General features: G+C 34.3%; 16 protein-coding genes and 1 tRNA gene. 7 read left to right on the top strand and 10 right to left on the bottom strand.

From position 1 onward, the window contains the following. The first annotated feature begins 94 nt into the window (after positions 1-94). Positions 95-171: transfer RNA gene (locus OPR35_RS06455), tRNA-Met, on the top strand. Between the two features lie 131 nt (positions 172-302). On the opposite strand, the gene tmk is transcribed toward OPR35_RS06455, so the two are convergent. Beyond that, the gene (gene tmk, locus OPR35_RS06450; RefSeq protein WP_007302302.1) at positions 303-920 is read right to left on the bottom strand and encodes a dTMP kinase; all 618 of its coding nucleotides are present in this window, start codon (positions 918-920) and stop codon (positions 303-305) included. A 106-nt stretch (positions 921-1,026) separates the two neighbouring features. On the opposite strand from tmk, the gene OPR35_RS06445 reads away from it, so the two are divergent. From OPR35_RS06445 to OPR35_RS06435, 3 genes are all read left to right on the top strand, one after another. Next, positions 1,027-1,599 (top strand): thioredoxin family protein, encoded by a 573-nt coding sequence (locus OPR35_RS06445; protein ID WP_012481946.1) that lies wholly within the window; start codon positions 1,027-1,029, stop codon positions 1,597-1,599. Positions 1,600-1,604: 5 nt separating this feature from the next. Continuing rightward, positions 1,605-3,323: a monovalent cation:proton antiporter-2 (CPA2) family protein gene (locus OPR35_RS06440; protein WP_007302300.1), complete on the top strand. Its 1,719-nt coding sequence runs from the start codon at positions 1,605-1,607 to the stop codon at positions 3,321-3,323. 89 nt (positions 3,324-3,412) lie between these two features. Further along, complete coding sequence (locus OPR35_RS06435) at positions 3,413-4,573, top strand: aspartate kinase (protein ID WP_007302299.1); 1,161 nt, start codon at positions 3,413-3,415, stop codon at positions 4,571-4,573. 15 nt (positions 4,574-4,588) lie between these two features. On the opposite strand, the gene recF is transcribed toward OPR35_RS06435, so the two are convergent. Continuing rightward, positions 4,589-5,668, bottom strand: a complete 1,080-nt coding sequence (gene recF / locus OPR35_RS06430) for a DNA replication/repair protein RecF (RefSeq protein ID WP_007302298.1) — start codon at positions 5,666-5,668, stop codon at positions 4,589-4,591. A gap of 8 nt (positions 5,669-5,676) precedes the next feature. After that, positions 5,677-6,144, bottom strand: coding sequence for a thioredoxin-dependent thiol peroxidase (gene bcp, locus OPR35_RS06425; protein WP_007302297.1), 468 nt, complete (start codon positions 6,142-6,144; stop codon positions 5,677-5,679). Between the two features lie 63 nt (positions 6,145-6,207). Between bcp and gshB the strand changes: the two genes are divergently transcribed. After that, positions 6,208-7,134, top strand: a complete 927-nt coding sequence (gene gshB / locus OPR35_RS06420; RefSeq protein WP_007302296.1) for a glutathione synthase — start codon at positions 6,208-6,210, stop codon at positions 7,132-7,134. Here gshB and OPR35_RS06415 read toward each other — a convergent pair. Next, positions 7,119-8,141 carry a UDP-N-acetylglucosamine--N-acetylmuramyl-(pentapeptide) pyrophosphoryl-undecaprenol N-acetylglucosamine transferase gene (locus tag OPR35_RS06415; RefSeq protein WP_007302295.1) on the bottom strand — a complete coding sequence of 341 codons (1,023 nt, stop codon included), beginning with the start codon at positions 8,139-8,141 and terminating at the stop codon, positions 7,119-7,121. The two genes, gshB and OPR35_RS06415, sit on opposite strands and share 16 nt — an antisense overlap. A gap of 73 nt (positions 8,142-8,214) precedes the next feature. On the opposite strand from OPR35_RS06415, the gene OPR35_RS06410 reads away from it, so the two are divergent. Continuing rightward, positions 8,215-8,574: a hypothetical protein gene (locus OPR35_RS06410; protein ID WP_012481944.1), complete on the top strand. Its 360-nt coding sequence runs from the start codon at positions 8,215-8,217 to the stop codon at positions 8,572-8,574. Between the two features lies 1 nt (position 8,575). On the opposite strand, the gene lpdA is transcribed toward OPR35_RS06410, so the two are convergent. The 6 genes from lpdA to der all read right to left on the bottom strand — a co-directional run bounded on the left by lpdA (position 8,576) and on the right by der (position 14,539). Continuing rightward, positions 8,576-9,961: a dihydrolipoyl dehydrogenase gene (lpdA, locus tag OPR35_RS06405; protein ID WP_264684870.1), complete on the bottom strand. Its 1,386-nt coding sequence runs from the start codon at positions 9,959-9,961 to the stop codon at positions 8,576-8,578. A gap of 639 nt (positions 9,962-10,600) precedes the next feature. Further along, positions 10,601-11,479, bottom strand: coding sequence for an aminoglycoside phosphotransferase family protein (locus tag OPR35_RS06400; RefSeq protein ID WP_019078632.1), 879 nt, complete (start codon positions 11,477-11,479; stop codon positions 10,601-10,603). After that, complete coding sequence (locus OPR35_RS06395) at positions 11,467-11,958, bottom strand: disulfide bond formation protein B (protein ID WP_012481943.1); 492 nt, start codon at positions 11,956-11,958, stop codon at positions 11,467-11,469. Before OPR35_RS06395 ends, OPR35_RS06400 begins: the two co-directional genes overlap by 13 nt. Before the next feature lie 98 nt (positions 11,959-12,056). After that, complete coding sequence (locus OPR35_RS06390; protein WP_230440386.1) at positions 12,057-12,614, bottom strand: hypothetical protein; 558 nt, start codon at positions 12,612-12,614, stop codon at positions 12,057-12,059. Between the two features lie 41 nt (positions 12,615-12,655). After that, entirely contained in the window at positions 12,656-12,964 is a 309-nt protein-coding gene (locus OPR35_RS06385) for a hypothetical protein (RefSeq protein ID WP_012481941.1), read from the bottom strand. Between the two features lie 249 nt (positions 12,965-13,213). Further along, entirely contained in the window at positions 13,214-14,539 is a 1,326-nt protein-coding gene (gene der, locus OPR35_RS06380) for a ribosome biogenesis GTPase Der (protein ID WP_007302288.1), read from the bottom strand. A gap of 135 nt (positions 14,540-14,674) precedes the next feature. Here der and OPR35_RS06375 point away from each other — a divergent pair, with 135 nt between their 5' ends. Continuing rightward, positions 14,675-15,499 (top strand): hypothetical protein, encoded by an 825-nt coding sequence (locus tag OPR35_RS06375; RefSeq protein ID WP_019236859.1) that lies wholly within the window; start codon positions 14,675-14,677, stop codon positions 15,497-15,499. Positions 15,500-15,543 lie beyond the last annotated feature (44 nt).

The raw sequence follows: 15,543 nt of genomic DNA, 5'->3' as shown, positions 1-15,543 counted from the left end.
TAAGAAAGGTTAATAGATATATAAATATATGTAATAGTGTGATTTTATTCTTTTATTTATTATTATTACGCATATAATAATAAATAAGCAACGACGCGGGATGGAGCAGCTCGGTAGCTCGTCAGGCTCATAACCTGAAGGTCGTAGGTTCAAATCCTACTCCCGCAACCATCTTTCAATTGTACAAATATTGCGATTTCTTTTATTATAATAGCAATGTTATTTCTAACTCAAAGCTTGTTTTTGACCTGTAGGCTCAATCGTAACATTCAGTAAAAAACTCAGGGTATTTATTGACAAAATTATAGCGGCTGCATGCCTTTTTTCTTTTTTCTTATTACATCAATAATTTCACTATACACTTTATTGTTGTCTTTATCTGCAATTCCAGTAATAACATTACATCTATTAGATTCTTTTATAGCTATTTCTTGAAATCCTTTTCGAATTTTATGATAGAAATCAATGCTCATTTCTTCATACTTATTTTTATCCTTTGCTCTGCTGAGTCCAACTTGAACATCAATATCTAAAATAAATGTGATATCTGGATATTTAATTTCCACTAATTTGTGTAAGTCTCTTATTAGACTCAAGTCAACACCTAGTCCATACCCTTGATACGCAATAGTTGAATCGATAAATCGATCACAAATAACTGTCTTTCCCTCTTTAAGAGCTGGTAGTATTAATTCTTTCATATGTTCATATCTCATTGAGGTAAATAATAAAAGTTCAGAGATGGGATCAATATTATCCTTAAGTAGTGATCCTCTTATTTTTTCTGCAAAATCAGTACCACCTGGTTCTCTAGTCAATACGACATTATTTTCACCGTGAATTTGCTTGAAATAATTTGCAAGTAACTCAGACTGTGTTGTTTTACCAGAACCATCTATTCCTTCGAAGGTTATGAACATAAATTTTATAATTACAATGCTAAATGCAAATAGTGTACATAGAAACCATTTGACATTTAAGCAATAAGATCATAAATTATATACGGTATACAATTCTCTATGAGCTATGGTTACGCTAGACACTCCTAAGATAGATTTAGACTTTACTGCAAAGAATTTCAATCTCTTGGGAGTGGATAACAAATATTATACATTAAGTGACTGCTATGGGGAAAATGGTCTTATTGTAATGTTTATATGCAATCACTGTCCTTACGTTCAATCAATTATTAGCAATCTAGTAAGCGATGTTAATTTGTTGAAAAAAGATTATCAGGTAAACACCGTTGCAATCATGCCAAATGATGTGAATAAGTACCCAGAAGACTCCTTTGAAAACATGATTAATTTTGCAGAGAAAAATAAGTTTACATTTCCATATTTAATTGACAGTAACCAAGAAGTAGCTAAAGAGTATGGTGCTGTTTGTACCCCTGATTTCTTTGGGTTTAACGCTGATTTAAAACTTCGTTATCGTGGACGTTTTAACAATGCAAAAAAAGAGAAAGTTCAAAATTATGAAATAGGAAGTAGTGATTTATTTCAAGCGATGAAATTTATTGCAAAAACTAGCAATCTTCCAATTGACCAAAAATCAAGTATTGGTTGTTCAATAAAATGGTCTAATTCTACAGGTTAAATATTATGCACAGCGGCTCTCAGCATTTGTTTGATATTATAATCTTACTTTCCGCTGCTGTGTTTATAGTCATAGCGTTTTGGAAAATGAATATTAGTCCAGTGCTTGGTTACTTTGTTGCAGGTGCATTGATTGGTTCTCATGGATTTAATCTGATACATTCAGTTGAAGTAATGGATAACTTTGCAGAGTTTGGCGTAGTTTTCCTATTGTTCATTATAGGTCTTGAATTGACATTTGAACGCCTTATCGCTATGCGTAGGCATGTGTTTGGGTTTGGTTCCCTTCAAGTTATAGTTACCATGATAGCAATATGGTGCATTGCTCTTGCCTTTGGAGTAAATACAAACATGGCAGCAGTTATTGGTGGTGGACTTGCACTATCCTCAACAGCAATAGTGTTGCAGGTTCTGCAAGAAAAGGGTTCTCAAGCAAGCCAAGTTGGTAGATTGTCAATAGCAGTGCTACTAATGCAGGACTTTGCAGTGGTACCTCTAATAGTACTAGTGCCCCTGCTTACTGGCAATTCTGAACACAGCTTAATAAGCTCGTTGGCAGGCTCATTAGTGCAAGCAGCTATTGCATTGGTGTTGATATTTGTAACTGGTAGGTTATTACTGAGGCCATTGTTTTCGGTTATTGCCAAAATGGAGAGTAATGAAATCTTTATATCAACAACACTTCTGATAATATTAGGATCAGCATTTATTACTGAACAATTTCATTTATCAATGGCATTAGGCGCATTTGTTGCTGGGTTACTAGTTGCAGAAACAGAACACAGGAATTCGGTAGAACATGCAGTATTGCCATTTAAAGACTTATTTCTTGGTTTATTCTTTATGACTGTTGGCATGTCTATTGATATTGACCTTTTACTCAATAAGTTACCACTCGTTACTTTATTATCAATTATCCTTATCGTTTTAAAGACGTCCATTATATATACATTGTGTAGATTTTTTGGATTTAGAAGTGCACCTGCAATACAAGCTGGATTACTGCTTGCACAAGGCGGTGAATTTGCATTTATTTTATTCCGTTTAGCAGATGAATTAGATGTACTATCAAGTGAAATCGCTCAAGTGCTTATGATGGTAACTACAGTAACTATGGCTTTTACTCCTCTTTTATCGGGAATTGGAGACTGGATAGCAAATTCATTTAGCACTGAAAAAATAATACTAGACGATGAAGCAATCGAAACAGACACACAAGATCTTTATAACCACGTAATAGTTGCCGGGTTTGGTAGAGTGGGATATATGGTAACGAAAATGCTTACTGCAGAGCATTTAAGTTATGTTGTTGTAGATATTCAATCAAAAATAGTGAAAGAAGGAAAAAATGACAGTTTCCCTATATATCTTGGAGATGCTACAAGATATGAAATTTTAAAATCAGTAGGAATAGAAAGAGCTCAAGCTCTTGTGGTTTCAATAAAGAACGAAGTCACTATAAAGAAAATAGTTTCTCTAGTTGCAACAAACTTCCCACATGTAAATATTATAATACGTTTACCAGATTTGAATAATGTGGAGGTTTATAAAGATCTAGGGGCTAGTAAAATTATTCCCGAGACGTCTGAGATTGGATTGCAGCTAGGTGGAGCAGCATTAAGCTTAAGTGGAATTAGCGAAAGCGGAGTTACATCTTTAAAAGGTAAATTTAGAAAAGGCAACTACAGTATGTTAAAAGACCTTGGTAGTGATAAAGATGAATAATCCTCTATCACTTTAATTAGTGATCAGAAAAACACATTTAATTAAGCAACTATACTCTCTAGAAAGGTGAAATTGACCTTATTGTAACTATGAACAAAATAATAATAAAAAAATTTGGTGGTACTTCGCTAACTGACTTAAATCGAGTTGCAAATCTAATAAAAAACGATATTGAAAAAGGTTATAATGTAATTGCTGTTGTATCTGCTGCTGCAGGATTCACTGACCAAATGGCTTTTCAAGCCAGGCAAATTTCAAATTTAAATTGTAGACAAGAGTTATCAGAGTATGATGTCCTGCTTTCAGCAGGAGAACAAATCTCTTGCGGGTTATTAGCTATCACTCTTCTGTCTGTTGGAGTTAATGCTAAATCATGGCTCGCCTGGCAGTTACCAATTGTAACGGATAATTTTTATTCTGAGTCTAAAATAAAAAAGATAAAAATTGACCATGTAAAAAGATCTTTTGCTGAGGGTTATACTGCTGCAATCATTGCTGGTTTTCAGGGTATACACGATGATAGAATCACTACTTTTGGTAGAGGAGGATCTGATATCTCAGCAATTGCCTTTGCTGTAGTCTTTGGTATTAGGACTTGTGAAATTTTTACTGATATTGACGGAATATATACAGCAGACCCAAAAATTGTTCCAAGGGCACGCAAGCTTAAATCTATCTCTTACAATGAAATATTGGAGATGTCGTCATCTGGTGCTAAAATATTGCATAATCGTTCAGTACAACTTGCAATGAAGCATAATATTAAGGTGCAAGTGTTATCCACTTTTGAGGAAGTAGAAGGCACTACAGTACTACACGAAAAAGATGTACTGGAAAGATACTTAATTACTGGAATAACTTATAGCACTCACGAAGCTCTTGTAACTTTTACTAACTTTGCAAATACTCTGGATACTTTAAGAGATATAGCAGGAGCAAACGTTAAAGTTGACATGATACATGGGTCAAGCTTTTTGATTTCTAAATTTGATGTTGATTTAATGACAAAGTTATTGAACAAAAATGAAAATTATGTCGTAAACAATAATATAGCTAAAATTTCAATAATTGGTATTGGTGTTATGTCTAACACTGAAGTGATGTATCGCACACTCAAGGTTTTAAGCGAAAAAAAGATAGAAATACTTGCTGTCACAATGTCCGAAATCAAGATCAGTATAGTTGTTCAAAAAAAACACGCTGAGGCTTTAATTAGAGATTTACATACCGAATATGAGCTTGATGTATGACAGCACGCTTGAAATTTATTTACTTGATAATTCAAAAAACTTGAAAGAGCAAAGATAGTTATTGAAATTATCTTGATTTACATCGGTTATCCAAGTTTGACATTGAATGCTTAACACCTCCTCCATTAACACCTTTCTGTAATCTTTATCCAGATGCGACATTATATCGTCAAGCAGAAGAAGAGGTGCTTTATTGTAATGAATACACCTTGCTTTTACACTAGATAAGATGATAGAAAGCAGTAATAGCTTTTGCTCTCCAGTAGAACAAAGATTTATTGGCATGTCCCCTTTTTGGCAAAAAACCCAAAAATTATCATTATGTACAGAAAAGGTTACTCTACCAGTTAATGAGTCTTTTTCTCTGTTTTCCTTTAGACGATTCTGAAAATATTCTGCAGTATCGTTCAAAGTTAGCTGACTGCTAAATTTCAAACTTGCCTTTGGAAAAAACTCACAAGAATGGTTATCAATTGTGTCTTGTAATATCTTTAAAACAGATGATCGCATACGTAAAATATCAATTGCATTGGTAGCCATGACGTTTTCAAGACTAGAGAGCCAACTTTCGTCCAAAATATTCTCTCTAAGCAATTTACTTCGCTCATGCTTAGCTTTTCTATATTTCATGTAGCAATAGGTGTAATTTTCTTCAAATAGTGAAACTATACGGTCTAAAAATTTTAACCTGTCACTTGGAGAATTAAGAAGAATATAGTCCATTTGTGGAATTAGCCATATTACATTAGATATTCTATACAAAGATGAGTAGCTTGACTGCGTTTTCCCATCAATTTGTATTAATTTCTTATTAAGATTCTTTCCTATACCAATTGAGTTAAGCTCTGCTCCATTGAAAAAATCATAATACACTACCCAACTTTCATTACTGCGCCTATTTTGCATCTCATTGATTTTTGCTTTTTTCATTCCGTTGCTTTTAGCAAGCAATGAGATTGCTTCAAGTATATTAGTTTTTCCAATACCATTTTTGCCAGTTACTACAACTGGTCTATCATCTAAATCCAGTTCAAAGTTTGAATGACTACGAAAGTTATATAATTTCAGTTTTTTTATATAGCAATGGGTAGTCATTCTTTAATTTATATTCTCCTTACTTCTTCTAGAACCTCATCAACATGTCCACTAACTTTTACGTTTTTCCAGATCTTCACTACTTTACCTTTTTTATCTATTAAAAAAGTAGTGCGCTCTATTCCCATATACTTTTTGCCAAACATACTTTTCTCTACCCAAACACCATACTTTTCCAACATTTCAGCATTTTCATCAGAAACTAAAGAAAATGGCAGAGAATATTTTGCTTTGAAGTTAGCGTGGCACTTAACGCTATCTTTTGATACACCAATTATCACTGTGTCAAAAGAAGAGAAATTTTCTATATTGTCTCTAAAGCCTTTTGCCTCCATTGTGCAGCCCGGAGTATCGTCTTTAGGATAAAAATAAAGGACTACATTTTTTTTATCAAAAAATTCACTCAGCGATAAAATTTCGCCAGAATCTGTTGGCAAACTAAAATCAGGTGCATTATTTCCTACTGTTAATTCCATACTTTGCTCCATTATTAACACTTTTATGGTACTATAGTATATTGTAATAGGAAGGGAGGATAAATGAAAGTAGCTTTTCAAATGGATGAAAATATAAATTTTGAAACTGATACTACATTTGCATTAATAAAAGAAGCGCAGAGGAGAAAGCACGAAATTTTTGTCTATGTTCCTAATAATCTAGCACTCAAGTTAAATCAGTCAATTGCTCTTGCTCAGAAAGTCAGCGTTGATGATTTTGGTTTTACTTCTAAAGAAGATGTAACTATAGATTTGAATGAAATGGATATCATACTTATCAGGCAGGACCCACCTTTTGATATGCGGTACATTACAACAACCTATATCTTAGAAAAGACTACTGCGTTAGTAATAAATAATCCAACAGAAATAAGAAACTGTCCTGAAAAATTAATTACTTCACTATTTCTAGAGCTAATTCCTCCAACTTTGATCACTGAAAATATATCGATGATTAGAAATTTTTGTCACGACTATCAAGATATCATCTTGAAACCACTATATAGCTATGGAGGAAATGACGTAATAAGAATACAAGACCAAAATAGCATTCAAGTGGTAGTCGATCTCATGATTGCAAAATATGAATGTCCTGTAATTGCACAAGCATTTTGTAAAAAGATAAATACAGATAAAAGAATACTGCTACTGGATGGAAAGCCAATAGGAGTAATGAAGCGAGTTCCAAAGTCTAGCGGAGAAATCAGAACAAATATGAGGCTTGGAGCAAGTTTTGAATCTATTGAAATGAATGATAGAGACACTGAAATATGTAATAAAATCGGTCCTGAGCTAAAGAAAAGAGGGCTAATATTTGTTGGTATTGATATTATAGATGACTTCCTTCTTGAAATTAACACAACTTCGCCTACGGGAGTAGTTTATATCAATAAGTTGTATAGTAAATCACTAGAAAAAGAACTATGGGATGCATTTGAAGAAAAAGCAATTCGTCAACTAAGTTCTTGAGCTATTGCCTTAATAAATTCAGTAACTCCATTCCTTATTCTTGTTTTCTTAGTATTATTAGCCATATCACGCAATTTTTGACAATTTTGCAATAAATCAACTAGCAACTCTCCTAGATTCTTTTTCGCGTTACTATTTTGCTCAACCATTACAGCTGCTCCCGAATCTTCAATATGTTTTGCATTATAAAATTGATGGTTATCTTTTGAGTGAGGATAAGGAATATATACAGCAGGACGCTCAGCAAGAGTAATCTCTGCTATTGAAGTTGCCCCCGCTCTGCTAATTACCAAATGAGCATTGGCCAGTTTATTTTCCATATCATCGAAAAACTCACTTAACTCACAATCAATTCCTTCACTTTTGTATAGACTCTTGACCTTGTTTATATTTTTCTTCGTACATTGCTGCGTTACTCTAATCCTCTCTTTTACTTCAACAGGTAGATCACAAATTACGCTGCTCACTACATCATCAAAAAAATTTGCACCCTGACTGCCTGCTATTATTAACACGTTTAAAACTGTTTCAGCTCTAGAATAGCCTTGTGCTTCTATATCGACAAAATTTCCTGTAAAAACGCATTTACTACCTTCTGCATACTTAGTCTCTGGAAAGCTAGTTGCAATTAATTTTGCACTCTTGAAAAAGAATCTATTTACTCTCCCTAAAACTGTGTTTTGTTCATGTAAAACTATAGGTATAGAAAGAATCTTTGCTGCAAGAAGAGTTGGAAAAGAAGCGTAGCTACCAAAACCAATGATTAGCTTTGGTTTTAATTTTCTCGTTTGATACAGTGCTAATACACAACTATACATTAACAAAAAGAGAAACTTCAATTTGTTGCCACTTGGCTTGCACAATGGTAAAATATAACTTTCTATATTGATGGTTTTTTGATCAGTGAATAATATACAATTGTGCCCTTGTACCTTTAGTGCTTTTGCTAAGGTTATAGCTGGAAAAACATGCCCACCTGTACCGCCTGTTGCTAGAATAATAGTCATCTGTAAGTAGTAATTTGATAATAGATTGTTAATTATTTTTTAATACTTTGCATGTAAAATTTTATCAAGCTTTATGATAGTTGAGTTAAAAATGCCTAAAAGTAGTGACAGTAAAAAAGAATCTAACGTAAAAAATAAGCCTCAAGAGCAAAGCAGAAGCGGAGGTTTATTAAAAAACATAATAAAAGCTCTCTTCAATTCGGTTGTTGATCTACCTCAACAAGAACAACTCAATAAAAATATTGATAGACAACAAGGTTTAGATAGTAAAAGAAAAAGCCCAGAGGATCTTAATCGGGAAAAAAAGCTTGAAGTGAAAGAAGCAGCTGAAGGGTTAAAAGAAAAGTTAGAAAAATCTGATATTGGTAATCAATCTATTAGAATTGAATCGCCTAATCAGGATACTTGTAGCTCCAAAACGATAGAACGTTAGTTCAACTATTCAGCGATTCACCATCTGCAGCAAGTACTGACTCATGTATCATCTCTGAAATGGTTGGATGAGGAAAAATCGTAGATTTTATGTCGAAGTCTGTTCCTTCTAGTTGCTTTGCAAGAGCAAAATTGCTAATTAACTCTGTTACTTCCGCACCTATCATGTGGCTACCCAGAAGTTCGCCTGTTTTTTTGTCTATAATTGTTTTCACTAAACCTTCAGTTTCACTTAGTGCAATAGATTTACCATTAAAGTTGGAGTGAAATTTTCCTACTTTTATATCGTATCCACTTTTTATTGCCTGTTCCTCAGTAAGGCCAACGCTTGCTACTTGCGGATGAGAGTAAGTGCAATTTGGTATGCACTCTTTTTTTAACTTATGAGCATTTTTACCGGCAATTTTCTCAACACAGATTACAGCTTCATGACTTGCTTTATGCGCTAAACATGGGGGACCAGCTACATCACCTATTGCATACACACTTGATTCACTTGTTTCATACCACTCATTCGTTTCAATGAAACCAGAAGAACTCAACTTAATTTTTGTATTTTCTAAACCTATATTTTCAGTGTTTGCTTGAACGCCAACTGCAACAATCACCCTATCAAATTCTTTGCTCTCACCACTACTTAGTAACACTTGAGCAAAGTCTTTATTTTTAGTCAAAGCTTTTACGCTACTGTTTGTATATATTTTTATCCTTTGTTTTGTGAATATTTCTTGTGCTAAATTTGAAATATCTTTATCTTCCAGCGGCAAAATAGTGTCTTTTACTTCTATAATTGTTACATCAACTCCCAAAGTACTATAAAAACTTGCAAACTCTATTCCTATCGCACCAGAACCTATGATTAGTAGAGATTTTGGTAACTTCTTTGGAGTCATAGCGTGCTGCGCATTCCATATTAAATCTCCATCTACTTCGATTCCAGGAAGATTTCTTGCCCTTACACCTGTTGCTAAAATGATATGCTTGGAAGAAATTTCCTCCTCCTTTTTGTCATTAAGAATTTTTATAGTACGATTACCTGCAAGTTTACCGAAGCCTTGATGGACTTTGATGTTATTTTTTTTCATCAAATACTCAACACCACTTGATAGCTTATCAACAACGTTCCTTGAATATTTCACTATTGATTGTATATCAAAACTTGTATCCTTTACTTTTATGCCAAATTCTTCTGATCTTCTTATTAATCTATAAACTTCAGACGCTCTAAGTAGCGATTTTGTTGGTATACATCCCCAATTTAAGCATATACCACCCAAATTTTCCTCCTTTTCAACAATTGCAGTTTTAAACCCAAGCTGCGCCGCCCTAATTGCTGCTATATAACCACCAGGACCGCTGCCTATAACTGTAATATCATACTCATTCATCAGTTTTTTTCGTGTGCAAAAGACTATATATAACAGATGGAACCCGTATGATCAATGCTCAGGTGTATAGAAGCGACTTGACAAACCTTCCCACGTTCCTTATCATATCAATAAGAGTATTTATCCTTGTTTTTAATCTCTGCAGATTTAACAACAAAATTCAGTAAAAAACTCAGATATTTATTGGCAAATTACAAAAAATTATAGCGGCTGCATGTCTTTTTTTATTTTTTCTACATTCAGCCAAAACGCGCTTTAAATAAGCGTTAGCACATTATTACAACGCCAATTTACATTATTATAGGGTCAAAACTCACTACTGGGGGATTCTTTTGCCTTTTTTCTATTTGGTAAATTTCTTAATATTTGTAGCTAAAATTTCAGGATGTCATTCCAGCACTTCTTATTACCTGTTCTGGATCCCAGTATCTGGGCACTGGGATGACAAAAACATAAGATGACACCGAAGGGGCTACTCGCATCTTTTTAGCCCAAATCACAATGTTCGTACAGCTGTGACTAGTATGACACCTTCCTTATACAAAAAATTTTTTGATAAAAAAACTGGATTTCAATACTGAGATTACATCCTTTCTAGTGGAGATTGCTCTCAAATCACAATGTTCATACAAATATACTTTATGAATTGCGTTTATAATCTCTAAACACTTCATTAATAGTGTGCCAAGCTTCGACAGCGTTCGTGTTTGTGGTAATATCAGCAAGAGCCTTCCATAAAGCCCAGGCACGGCCACGAGTCCAAGTGCTAGCATCCAACGGAAGCATTGCACGGAAGATTTTTCGGCTTTCTCCTCTAAGCAGCGTCCAAGCAATCATTAGATCGCAAGCGGGATCGCCGATCCCCAATCCTCCAAAATCAATGACGGCACTCAATTTTCCTTCTTGCACCAATAGGTTGCCAGCGCTAACGTCACCATGGACCCACACTGGCAAACCTTTCCAAGCGCTTGCTAGCGCTGCTTCCCAGAGCTCGATTGCAGCATTGGCATCTATTCTATCTTTTAGAACGGCAATTGCTTGCTTTGTCTCAGCATTATAGGTTGTTAGTACCCCTCCACGATAGAAATTATGTGGTCCGGGAAGAGGCCCATCTGTAGTATCTATGCGTTGTAAAGCAGCGAGAAATTGAGCAAGGCTGGTTGCAAAGTTATTCAGATCTGCTATGTGCACAGATGCAGCGGTGTTGCCATCAATCCATTGGTAAATAGACCATTGCCATGGGTAACCCTCACACGACTCTCCCATTGCCAAAGGCTTTGGAATTGAAAGTGGCAGTAAAGGTGCCAACCTGGGTAACCACTTTTGTTCCTTTTCCACCTGCATTGCATACTTTGCAGCGCTTGGCATACGCACAAGCATGTGATCACCCAGACGAAATGTTCTATTGTCCCATCCACCGGGCACGATTTGGCAGATAGACAGATCTTTAAATTGCGGAAACTGGGTGACAACTAAGCGGTGTACAAATGCAGCATCTACTCTTGCTACTTTTTGCACCAATTGTGCCTTAAATTTCTTTCTTTACAATATATCCTACCTGATACAAACAGGGCTACTATAAGATAAATAAGATTCCATGTTGCTAATGAAACACCAAAAATATAATGAGGCCTGTCACAAGACGGAGAGTAATTGGGGTTTAATAGATTATTTCTCAACTCTTCTATGCTAACGTTACCACTTGCTTGCTCTGTACAGCCTAAAACATCATGAAATAAGTGGAGTTCAAGACCTACATGATAAAAAGATATTATTGCACCAATGAGATAGCTGCAAAACATCGCATAGATTAGGATTTTGTTGTCTTTGAACATGTACGCAACTGCAAGTAGCCCTGTAACATAGTAAACTACTCGCTCGTATATGCATAACTTGCATGGTAGCATATTGAAGAAATACTCTAGCACATATGCAAAAATCAGAGCAGCGGCACTTGACAGCAAAAAGATTGTAGAACTGTTATTTATATCTGACATAATTAACGAATTACCACAACAACCGAAAAAGTCAACTTTTGTTTAATAATGTTCTATATAATTATAAAGCGACACATATCACTCTATAACTTTTTTATCTAGCCTCTATGTATGTATTCACAGCTAGATACTGATTTAGTTTGCATACTAGTTACAACCCTAGTATCACTATCTATTTTTGCAATTTCTTCTTTGGTATACAATTCATCCTTGTTTTTCGTCCAGCTATTGTCATATTGAGTATCAACTTCTCCTCCATTGGTTTTAAACCCAAATGTTTCTTGCATAAGCAATCTTGCTTCTTCCAAACGTCTGTTGTAACGTTTGTTAGAATCTTGATAGCTAGATATAAGAAGAAGAACGTCATTAGAAAGAGTGAAATATACTATCTCTTCCATAATTTTGTAAATCTCATGTTCTGATAACTTAAACAAAGGATAATCTTTTTGAAACTTATTCTTTACTTCATTGTAAATTTCCATAATTTTTACTCTACCATCATAGCTTAGAGCAATGATAGCATTTTCAATACTTGCTATACCATCATAGTCATAACCTTTTCTGTCATTTTCAGCAACCAAAAAGCCATGCACAGCCTGAATCTCACCAACTTTCTTATCTTCTTTAGGTAAGATATCAAAATCAAAATAGATCATAGGAGATTTCAATACCAACAACATAAATATACGCATACTGTCTATCTCAACACCAAAATTTTACTTTCTGGAATAGAGTATAGATCTTTGAAATATTGAGATACAGTGTATAAAGGACATTTAGATAGTTCTGTTTTCTTATCTGTTTGTAAGTGAAAGCTAAATTCATACTCTCCTAAATCCAGCTCATTAAAGTCTATAAGCTCTATGTTTTTGTTTGGGTTAAACTCTCTGTTTGATATTTTATTCTCCAACTCTTTACGTTGCGTAGGAGTAAAACCAGATCCATTTATTACTAATTTCACTACACGCGTATCTTCCCTTTTTGCCCAATTGCTCAATCTTTCCAAATATTTTTCTGGAATCGGGTATCCATATCTTTTTGGAAGCTACTGAAATACTAAAGGTGTATCAACCGTGAAAGTATGTGGAGATCCAGGCCTTAAATCTTGTCCTTTATAATTCATAGCAAAAGTACTAAACAAGTTAATACTTTACTATATAATATTAATTTATCAACTACTTATTTAAGTAATATTATTTACTTATTAATAATATTACTAAGATAAAAAAGTATATTATTAGTAAAACAAGATTATCTACTTTACATAGGGGTTTTTATTCTTTTTCAAAAGCAATCTAACTGGTACACCTTCAACAAAGAAGTTTTTTCTAAGACCATTAGTCAAATAACGTTTATAACTCTCATCAACACTTTCCGGGACGTTGCATACCAAAGAAAAAGCTGGAGGTTTGGTGCCAATTTGAGCAATATACTTCATTTTAATCTCTCTACCTTTTATAAGTGGGTGAGAATGTTTTTCCACAGCATCTATTAGCCAATTATTCAGTTTTGCAGTGCTGATCTTCTTGTTTAAGGATTCACTCACTTCAAGACACTTATCTATCACATCACCACAGCGCATACCTTTCAATGCAGAAATTGTTACAGTTGGCACTTCCAAAAATAACCGAGTCACTTCCTGTTGTTTGACAAATTTTATTAACTTACTTCTGTCATCCTTACCTATTAAATCCCACTTATTTAAAACAATGATAATTCCCTTCCCCCCTTTAATTGCAGCTTCAGCAATTGATAAATCCTGCTGCTCAATGCCAAGCAAGGAATCTAACATTAAAATCACTACATGAGAGCGCTTTATTGACTCTATACTTTTTTCAACAAATCTTGATTCTAAGTTATCAACAACATTTGCCTTTCTGCGGATTCCCGCAGTGTCGATGAGAGTGATTAATTTCCCATTATGGTCGTATGAAATATCCACAGAGTCACGCGTGGTACCGGGTTCTGAGCTTACTATTAGTCTATTTTCTGCAAGTAAACTGTTTAAAAAAGTTGATTTTCCAACGTTTGGGCGACCGATGATTGCAATCCTCAGTCTAATGGACTCACTTTCAGGCAGCTCAGTGCCTTCGCTAAGACCTTCAATCACACCAGCTAATGCATCATAAAGATCAACCATGCCAAGATTATGTTCGGCTGAGATGTATACCGGACCTATGAAATTGAAAAACTGCAAATAATCAACATTTTCCGATTTATGACTTTCACATTTGTTTGCTATTAGTATTACAGGTTTATTTGTTTTTCTCTTCAGCCACTTTGCAAACTCTTTGTTCTGCTCGTTTTGCACTTTTGCATCAACAAGAAAGAAAACTACATCTGCACTCGACAAAGAAAACTCTATTTGTTCAATAACTTGTAGTGAAAAACTGGTTTGGTCATTCCATCCTCCTGTATCTATAACTTTAAACTCTAAATCACTAATTCTTCCAATTCCTTCACGCCTATCTCTCGTTACTCCTGGAATGTCACTAACTACCGCTGCTTTTCTTCCCACCAGCCTATTAAATAGAGTTGACTTGCCTGCATTTGGAAGGCCTATTATGACTATTTTCAGCATAGTTTAAGAGCGTATTTTATAAATAGTAAATTATAATCAAAATTTTTTAATTTAACTATTGACTTGATAGATTATATACCTATCCTAAAATTAGGATATTTTATCTTAAGTTTATTATGTAGAATTGGAGGCGCTATGCATAATGCAAATGAAACTTTAATAATGAATTGCGGTCAAGTTGCTCAATTAACTCCTCAAATTTATAAATTAGGGACACCTTATAACAAAAGGACACGTATATATAACTATATAACTTTAGCTAAAGCATTGGAGAATCTCAATGATCCATCCCGGTCACATGAAAATAAGGAGCTTTTTTTGAGTGACAATGATGAAGAAACTAAGAAATTTCTGAGTGTAATTCGAAAAGGAATTGCTGAATATACAGGTAATGATTCTATAGATGTGAGGTTGAGAGGAAAAGAAGATAAATCATTTACTGCATGGGTATCGTTAAAAGAAGGCAGAGGTGAGTTAAAATTTGATAACTCATTTCCTGGTAAAGCCTTAAAGGATAGTAATCCAAAAATTGGAGCTTTTACATTGGTATCTCCAGAAGATAAAAGGTTGGTGCGTGTTTCACAAAGTGATGATGGTGTAAGGCTTTATCAAACACTAAATGAGTCTTGTATAATTAAATTTAACTGGAAAGTGGGTGATAGAGATTGCAGTATTGCTTTAAATATTAGTGGAAATGGTAACGTATTTTGTACTGATTTAAGTGATAATATAAGTCCTGAGGACTTCGAGGAAAACAAAGCTGTAAAAATAAAAATTGGCTATTATGAGAATAAGAAGATGGATAAATATAATGACATGACTCTAGCAAAATTGGTCTCATTGGCTTCAAACTTACAAGGAATTGAAAGAGAAGTTATAACAATTAATCCATCAACAGGTGTAACAAGTGCAAGTGCACAGAATGTTAGTGAGTCTCAGCATTCTCAAAATATTAAATAGAAATTGCTAGCGCATTAATTATCGTACACATACACCGTTGCATG

This window comes from Wolbachia endosymbiont (group B) of Protocalliphora azurea, from assembly GCF_947251865.1.
Lineage (GTDB): Bacteria > Pseudomonadota > Alphaproteobacteria > Rickettsiales > Anaplasmataceae > Wolbachia.
The sequence above is the reverse complement of the archived record's forward strand: the minus strand, read 5'-3'. Positions and strand labels throughout refer to the sequence as shown.